Genomic DNA, 8,138 nt, shown 5'->3' on the forward strand with positions numbered 1-8,138 from the left:
GGCCTGATGTTGGGGCTGCGTCAAATCTGTCAGCTCTGTTGGTAGTTGTTGTACCAACAATGTTTCCATATGCTGTTGTAGCTGGACAAATTGTGCTTGATGGACCGTCTGTGTATTTAATGTCGATATCAGCTTCGAATATTCCTGCGTCTGGTGAAATTTCTGTCATTGGACCGAATTGTCTGGTTGCATTGGCGTTGTTATCATCAACGTCAATTGGGCCTGGCAATACAGCATCACCACCGGCATAGCCTAGTACGACTACTGAAGAGCCTCTGAGAACAGAGACTTTAACAGGTCCTACTGGTTTGGTTGCGGAAGTGGTGTTTTGACCGATTTTGTCTTCACCGGATGCGGATACATCAAAGTCTGGATCGTTTACTCTGACGTGAATAGTTAGATCTCCGTCTGCCAAGAACTCACCACCGCCAGCTTGCAGTCCGGATGTTGAATCCATTCCAGTCTGGTGTATTGGGAAGATAGATCTTCCAGATGGTGTAGTTACTGTGGTAGTAGCAAAGTTTGATGGGATACCAAATGGTACCGGATAAACTGTTCTATCAAGACTTACTGATCCTGTGTTTGCACGTACACCTGCGGAATCACCTACTTCGATGGTTTCGCCAGATGCATCTCTAAAGTCAACATAGTTGACTTCGATGTCAAGACCAGTTACAGTTGTAGCTGTAGTGGCGCTTGGTGCACACCATAATGATGGAATTTGGAAGTCACCGACAAATGTACCTGTTGCAGGTCCTGTTTCAACTAGAGTGAATCCAGTTGCACCTAAACCTGTATCAGTTACGCCTGCGTTACTTAATGAAGTAGCGCATGCACTGTTTGCTGCTGGTGATGTCCATTTTGAATCATCAAATGTGATGTCTAGTAATCTACCTAAGTCATCATTGTTAGATAGTCTAACTGATGTGGAGTTGTTTCCAACAACATCTTTTAGTCTACCTAGGTTTGAGACTACGGTATAGATATCAATAAGATCAGAGTCTACGTTAAGATCTACGTCTTGCACTGTTACAGTGACTGTGTCAGCTGTCTTGAAGTTATGACTGTTAAATGAAACAATACCTGAGTGAGCTGGAGCTGCTTGTTGAGCTGATACTTGAGTTGTAACACCATCTGCACCTAAGTCATTATAGTTGACTCTTGGAGAATCTTCATTATCCAAGTCTTCAATTACGATGAAAGTTGGATCATCTGCAATTGGAGAAAGGTTAGCGTATGTGCTAGCATCAAGAATATTCAACTGATTCAACATGATATACTCTACAGTACCTGCAAAGGTACTAGTGTTATCACCTGTCTCTTCTAATTCGAATCTGATGATTTGGTTGGCAATTCTTTCGTTTTGCTTCAATCCATCATTTAAGAATCCATAAGAGAAGAAGTCAGCGACAATTGCATCAGAAGTTGATGGTAATACCAAATTGCCTCCGTTATTTACAAACAACAATCCAACATGGTTAGATGCGGCTGTTCCAGTTGCAAATATTCGTGCATTTGATGCTGTTGCATTTAATATTGTCAAGCTTTGTGGGCTGACATTATCAGCAATTAGCAATGCACCGACACCGGTATTAGTAACACCAGCTGAAGTAATGATTCTTCCATTTGCTGTTGTACTGTTTAGCAAATAGACATCAAATGTACTTGTGGTATTGAAACTTCTAAGATCTAAGTTTAAGAAGTTAAATCCATGGAAAGTACCTCCAATTGGGTTTCTGATTGTTTGTCTAAGGTCACCGATAGTTGTTCCTAATTCTACAACAAGTGCATTTGTGTAACGTGGTTCAATACTAGTAGAGTTACTTACAATAGCTCTCTCACTAAACTTCTGCACATTTATTGTTGCAGTAGCGTTAGGAGAACCATGTAAAGATGATATTATACCAGTTGATGTAGTACCAGTGAAATTAACCCAAACACCTCTTTGTGCATTTGTTAATCCAGTACCATTTTCACCAATTGTAAATGGATCACCAGTTATTAATGCTGGAATCAATGTTACGTTTGGATCAAAGACATCAAGGTCTTCATCAGCTCTACTATTCTTGTTAGCGTCACCATCAACTAATGTGATTGGAATCTCTTCTCCAGAGTTCCATTCAGTATCAGATGGAGAAATGCTTATTGTTGCAAAGTCAAATCCTACTAAGACAGTTCTTGGTACCTCGTTATAATTGATAGTTGCAGATGTGCCTCTTGCGGCATTGTCTGTAACTTTGATTACAGACGTATCTGACTCATCATATGTACCAAAGATACCAGAGTTTGGTCCTTGTTCAGTAATCGTGATAGGTTGGCTATTTCGACCTAAGATGGTTCCTCCGTTAGTGACTGTACATGTTTTTGCATCTTGACTACAAGAATTGACAACTGTGTCATCGTTATCTTGTATTGTCAAGACTGCGTTTGCAGCACCTTGTGGATTAGCATTTACGATCAATACACCGTTTGTTTCGACCATTAATGATGATAATGATGGTTTAATGTTGATAATACCATTTGCAACACTAGCTCCGGCATTCTGACCGTTTTCGTTAAAGACTTGGTAGTTGGTTGACAATGTTGTTCTAGCAGCTTCGTTAGCTCCTAAAGCAGTTGCATTGGTACCAAATGTCCATGAATCTTCATCGGTTGGGTCAATGTTTAACCAGAGATCTGTGATGGTAGTATGGATTTGGGATTTTTGAGTATACTTTACTTTATCTAAAGAGGTGTTAGCAAATTGATCAACTGTATCAAAAGTTAGTGTTGTTGATTGAACACCACCACCTTTGTTATAGCTGACAATAACGTTACCACCTACACTTAGACTGTAAAGTTGAATGAATGGCCATAGACCATCATCTTTTAATCCTATTTGTCCAACTCCGTTTCCTGTTGCACTATTGGTGTTAATTGTCTTTGCTTCTCTTACTACGTTCATTACTCTTCCCTCAACACCAGAAGCAGCTGTTGTGCCTGTGTGTGTTGAGTTTGCCTTAATGGCAGTAGCACCATTAAAGGATGTATCACAGGCTGTAGCTGTTGCGGTTCCGTTAGTACCGAATGATGATCCGGTAGATCTAACTGGAATTGCAACACCTACTGTATCTGTAAACATACCAAGATTGTTGCTACTGTGTAATGCAAGTGATGCTTGACTACAAAACTGTCCGAAGTCTAATCCAAAGCCTCCAGGTGCAGTTATTGTTGTCTGATCAGCAGTTCTTGCTTGAGTATTGTCTGCAAAGTAACCATACCAGTTTCCATCTACGGCTTGAGCCATTCTAAGCTTTTTACCGTTGACTTTAACATCTGGTTCACCTTTACCTTCATTAGTATCATTAATCGAAGAATCTATCACAACTACTTCAACGACCTGAGGTCCTGACATGTAGTTATTGAACTGTGAGTTTTCTGCGGATACAAATAAGTTAGCATTAGCTGCATGAGCTGCTGGCATCATAGATGGAGCAACAATCGTCATACTGCCTGCTAACATAATTGTCATTAATGTAAGACTAGTTATTTTTCGTCCTATTTCGTTATTCATGTTATTGACTTTTCTCTTTAAAATTTGTATATAAGGCTAATGGACGAATTGTCCACAATTCGATTATTTTTTGAGATTTTTTTATTAAAATATCATATTTTGTAAAATTTTCATATATTTGTGATATAAAAATTATATTTTAACCATTTTTCTATAATATGATCGTTAATTTTTTTATTATTTTATAATAATTAATGTAATTTTTACAGACTATTCTTTGCATTCATTTCACTACCAAGCAGTCTTTTGTATAATAATATAGCATCATCTTCATCTTTTGATCCCACTATAACTGCAGAGCCTTTTTTCATAAAACTAACAGAAAGATCATTTGTTCTCATCGATAATCCCAAATCACCGAGATTTTCTACTATGAATCCTTGTTTTTTTGCAATTAGAGTAATTTTGTTTGTATCAACATCAAAGGTATTAGTCGGTGTAATAGAGTATGTTCTTTTTCCACGATTTCTTCCACATAGTTCTTCTAGAATCAATTCTTTTTTTGGTGTAGTTGTAATTTTTCCTGTTCCACAGATTGGGCATTCTTCAGCTCTAAATGTTCTAGTACTTGTGAAATCAAGATTTTCCAAATCAATATGAAGAATTCTTTGTGACAAACTTGGTTTTTTTCCAATAATAATTTTTACAGCTTCTGCTACTTCAATTCCCCCAACAATTGAAAGTATTGATGGATGTACTCCTTCAATACTACAAGTGGGCATTGTATCTTCGTTTAGTTCGGGAAACATGCAATAGTAACATGCAGATTCTTTTGGAAGAATCGTAAATACTTGTCCTGATACTCCAACTGCAGCACCAGTAACAAAAGGGATTCCAAATTTTACACAAGCATTGTTTAGTGCGTATCTTGCATTAACACTATCAAGTGCATCAATTACAACATCACATCCTTGAACTACATCAAGTGCAGTATAATCATTTATTGAAATAGCTAATGCTTCGATTTTACAATCAGGATTTAATTTTTGTAATTTTTTTGAAGCTATTTCTACTTTCACTTGTCCAACATCGGATTCATCAAACATTGTCTGTCTATGTAGATTGGATAATTCTATTACATCTCTATCAACGATTCTCAAAGTACCAACACCCATCGCAGCTAGTCTTGATGTTATAGGATTTCCCAATCCACCAACGCCTACAACACATACTTTAGAGTTTTTTAGTTTTAATTGACCTTGATATCCAATCTCTTCTAGCATCACTTGTCTTGAGAATCTATCCAGTTCTTTTGAAGACAATTCATTAGAACCACCAGCAACTGCAGGTAAAATATAGATATCATTTCCATCTACAAGTATGGTTTCCATACCACCAGAAAATTTTGCATTCTTTCCATTAATGTAGATGTTAATCAGAGATCTTGGAGTACCATCACTTTCCAAAACTCTTCGCTTAAAGTCATCTCCCATTATTTCAGATACTTTGACAAATGCATCTTGCAAAGAATCTGCCGAAATTTCTATTTTTTTCTCACCACCACCAGAATTAAGAACAGATGGAATGGTAAATGTGATGTTTGCCACTAGTTTACTACCGCCGATATAAGAGATACGTCTGCTTTCATTATTTTTGGTTTTTGCAATACTTGCATTATTGCTTCAGTTGCCTTGAGTCCGTTTCCAGTGACGTAGCATACTACAGAATCGTTTTTGTCAATTTTTCCCTGCTCTACCATCTTTTGCAGCACAGCTACTGAGACACCACCTGCAGGCTCTGTGAATATCCCTTCAGTCTTTGCCAAGAGCAGTATTGCATCTAAGATTTCTTGGTTGTTGCATTCCTCGGCAAATCCATTGTACTGTTTGAGTCTTTTTAGAACATATCTGCCATCACCAGGATCACCAATTGCCAAACTCTTTGCAATGGTGTCAGGATTCTCTACTGGAATTACTTCCTTGGAGTTTTTCTTAAATGCATCAACTATCGGAGCACATCCATGTGGTTGTGCTGCTATCATGTGCATGTTTGCTACATTGTTTAGTAATGATACTTGTTGTAGTTCTTCAAATCCCTTACATATTGCATTAAGCATTGCACCACTGCCAACTGGAACTATTAATTGATCAGGGACTTGCCAATCTAGTTGTTCTGCAACTTCGTATGCAAGTGTTTTAGAGCCTTCTACATAATGAGAACGCATGTTAATATTTACAACTCCAATTCCTTTGCTGTCACCTATTTGTGCAGCTATTCTGTTTGCATCATCATATGTTCCATCAACTGCAATGTAATTTGCGCCATAGGATAACGCCTGTGCAATTTTTGCCATTTCTATGTTGCTTGGTGCAAATACATGACAAGGTAATCCAGCTTTTGCTGCATGTGCAGCAGTTGCAGATGCCAGATTACCAGTAGATGCACAACCAACTGCAGATAATCCAAATTCCTTTGCTTTGGATATTGCAACACCTGCTGGTCTGTCTTTAAATGAAAACGTTGGATTTACAGAATCATTTTTTATGTAAAGATTGTTGAGTCCTAATTTTTTTCCAAGATTATCAGCCTTGATAAGAGGTGTCATTCCCGCACCAATGCTGACAATATTAGATTTGTCCTCTATTGGAAGTAATTCAAAGTATCTCCAATAGGTATGATCGCGATTTGTAAACGTATTTTTGGTGATTGCTGGAAAATTGTACTTGACATCAAGTGGGCCAAAACACTCATCGCAGATATACTTGAATGCAGTACTATACTCTTTTTTGCATTCTCTGCATTGCAGTGAAGTTCTAGCCAAGATCAATCCTTCCCTTTAGAGCATACATAAAAAATCCTAATATCAAGTTAAGTGTCACTTAACTTTTACACATTAAAAATATACTGATATACGTACTAATCTTTATTAAAAATTTAGTTAATTTAGAAATTTCTGATAAAAAACTAGAGAAAACAGATTTTATTTCAATTTACCAATTATAAGGAAGGTTTTTAGATATTTCTAGAAAGTAAAACTCATGAAAAAAGGGCTAGTCATCGGTATTACAAGTATTAGCGTTATTGTAGTTATTGCGTCCATACTTTTGGTGACTTCTCCAAAATCAAACGTAATTGAGACAGATAAAACATTAGATAACATAGTAAAGCCAGAAAAAGAGGAAATACAAGTAGAAAATGTATTAAATAATCTAAAAAATACAGAAACTAATAGCTCAGAGATTCAAAAAAAATATGATGAACTAGAAAAGATTGATTTAGAAAACGAGTATTCTCCAAAACCAAGAGAGTGGATAACTTCAGGACCATTTCAAATTGATCGAAGCAAGTATGCCATTGGAGAAAAGATTTTCCTAGTATTAGGAGGATTGGGTCCAGAAGAAAAAGGTCAGATTGCGGTTATGAGACCACTTAATGCAACTCATTACTCAGTGTATCTAACAATTCCATTTGACGGTGCTAAAAAATCTGCATTCAATTACTATCTAGAACCTCAGATTTCAAAGGCTAAAGAAATATGTTCAGTTAATGATCTAACAGGAAAGTGGACAGTGGTTTTTAGAGGAACAAATTATCCGAATCTAAATTTTGAGATAACAAAAGAGGTTGTACCAGGTACAAAGATAGAACCTGTATGTTAAATTACTTTTCTAAATTATTGTGAAAGCAAACTCTCTCACCTGTATGACAGGCGGGTCCAGATGGTTCTACAAGATAAATAATTGCATCAGAATCACAATCGACTAAAATCTCTTTTATTTTTTGTGTGTTACCGGATTCCTCTCCTTTCATCCAAAGTTTATTTCTAGAACGGCTCCAAAACCAAGAGTTACCAGTTTTTTTGGTAAGCTCTAATGATTCCTTATTAGTGTAAGCAAGTGTAAGTACGTCTTTGGTATTTGCATCCTGAACAATTACTGGTACCAATCCATCACTTTTAGCAAAATCAATATCATCAATTAATTTTTTCATTATTTTAAATCACAAAGTATTGTTTATAATCTTACAGGGATTTTTTTCTCTTTTAGATGCATCTTTACGCCGTTTACTCCATGAGTTTGATAATGAAATATCGAGGCTGCCAATGCAGCATCAGCGTTTGATTCTTTGAAAACATTTACCATATCATCAGGTGTGCCACAGCCACCAGAAGCAATTACTGGTATGGATACAGAGTTGACGATTTCTCTAGTCAATAAAATATCATAACCATCTCTAGTACCATCTTTGTCAATACTAGTAAGAAGTATCTCACCAGCGCCTAGATCATCAGCTTTTTTTGCCCATTCTATGGCATCAATCCCAGTTCCTTGCTTCCCTCCAAAAATAAATACCTCAAACCAGAATTGTTTTCCATTCTCAGAAAAGATGTTTTTTTCATTTTGAATATCAAAATTTCTTTTAGCATCAATTGCTACAACAACACATTGCCTTCCAAATAGTTCCATTAGTTCAGTGATAACTGCTGGATTATTTATTGCGCCTGTGTTAATTCCTACTTTATCAGCACCATTAAGTAAAATATTTCTTGCATCATCTAATGACTTTACACCACCACCGACTGTAAATGGGATGTCAATTACAGATGCAACGTTTCTAACCAACTCCTTGAGTGTCTTTCTTTGTT

General features: G+C 36.7%; 6 protein-coding genes. 1 reads left to right on the top strand and 5 read right to left on the bottom strand.

The features are described 5' to 3' along the window. The 3 genes from BG20_RS10985 to BG20_RS10995 form a co-directional block, all read right to left on the bottom strand. Positions 1 to 3,553 (bottom strand): beta strand repeat-containing protein (locus tag BG20_RS10985; protein WP_010195406.1); only part of this gene is annotated, 3,553 nt, incomplete at its 3' end. 203 nt (positions 3,554 to 3,756) lie between these two features. After that, positions 3,757 to 5,100 carry a ThiF family adenylyltransferase gene (locus BG20_RS10990; RefSeq protein ID WP_010195409.1) on the bottom strand — a complete coding sequence of 448 codons (1,344 nt, stop codon included), beginning with the start codon at positions 5,098 to 5,100 and terminating at the stop codon, positions 3,757 to 3,759. After that, positions 5,100 to 6,314 (bottom strand): threonine synthase, encoded by a 1,215-nt coding sequence (locus BG20_RS10995; RefSeq protein WP_010195412.1) that lies wholly within the window; start codon positions 6,312 to 6,314, stop codon positions 5,100 to 5,102. Before BG20_RS10995 ends, BG20_RS10990 begins: the two co-directional genes overlap by 1 nt. 217 nt (positions 6,315 to 6,531) lie before the next feature. Between BG20_RS10995 and BG20_RS11000 the strand changes: the two genes are divergently transcribed. Next, positions 6,532 to 7,152, top strand: a complete 621-nt coding sequence (locus tag BG20_RS11000; protein ID WP_010195415.1) for a hypothetical protein — start codon at positions 6,532 to 6,534, stop codon at positions 7,150 to 7,152. A gap of 1 nt (position 7,153) precedes the next feature. On the opposite strand, the gene hisI is transcribed toward BG20_RS11000, so the two are convergent. Beyond that, positions 7,154 to 7,483, bottom strand: a complete 330-nt coding sequence (gene hisI, locus BG20_RS11005) for a phosphoribosyl-AMP cyclohydrolase (protein WP_010195418.1) — start codon at positions 7,481 to 7,483, stop codon at positions 7,154 to 7,156. Positions 7,484 to 7,506: 23 nt separating this feature from the next. Continuing rightward, on the bottom strand, positions 7,507 to 8,138 hold a 632-nt coding region (gene hisF, locus BG20_RS11010; RefSeq protein WP_010195421.1), incomplete at its 5' end, for an imidazole glycerol phosphate synthase subunit HisF.

Source organism: Candidatus Nitrosarchaeum limnium BG20, assembly GCF_000241145.1.
GTDB lineage: Archaea > Thermoproteota > Nitrososphaeria > Nitrososphaerales > Nitrosopumilaceae > Nitrosarchaeum > Nitrosarchaeum limnae.

Excerpts from the sequence above, each read along its gene's own strand:
- BG20_RS11000 (WP_010195415.1), top strand. The coding sequence starts at position 6,532 with ATGAAAAAAGGGCTAGTCATCGGTATTACAAGTATTAGCGTTATTGTA.
- hisI (WP_010195418.1), bottom strand. The coding sequence starts at position 7,483 with ATGAAAAAATTAATTGATGATATTGATTTTGCTAAAAGTGATGGATTG.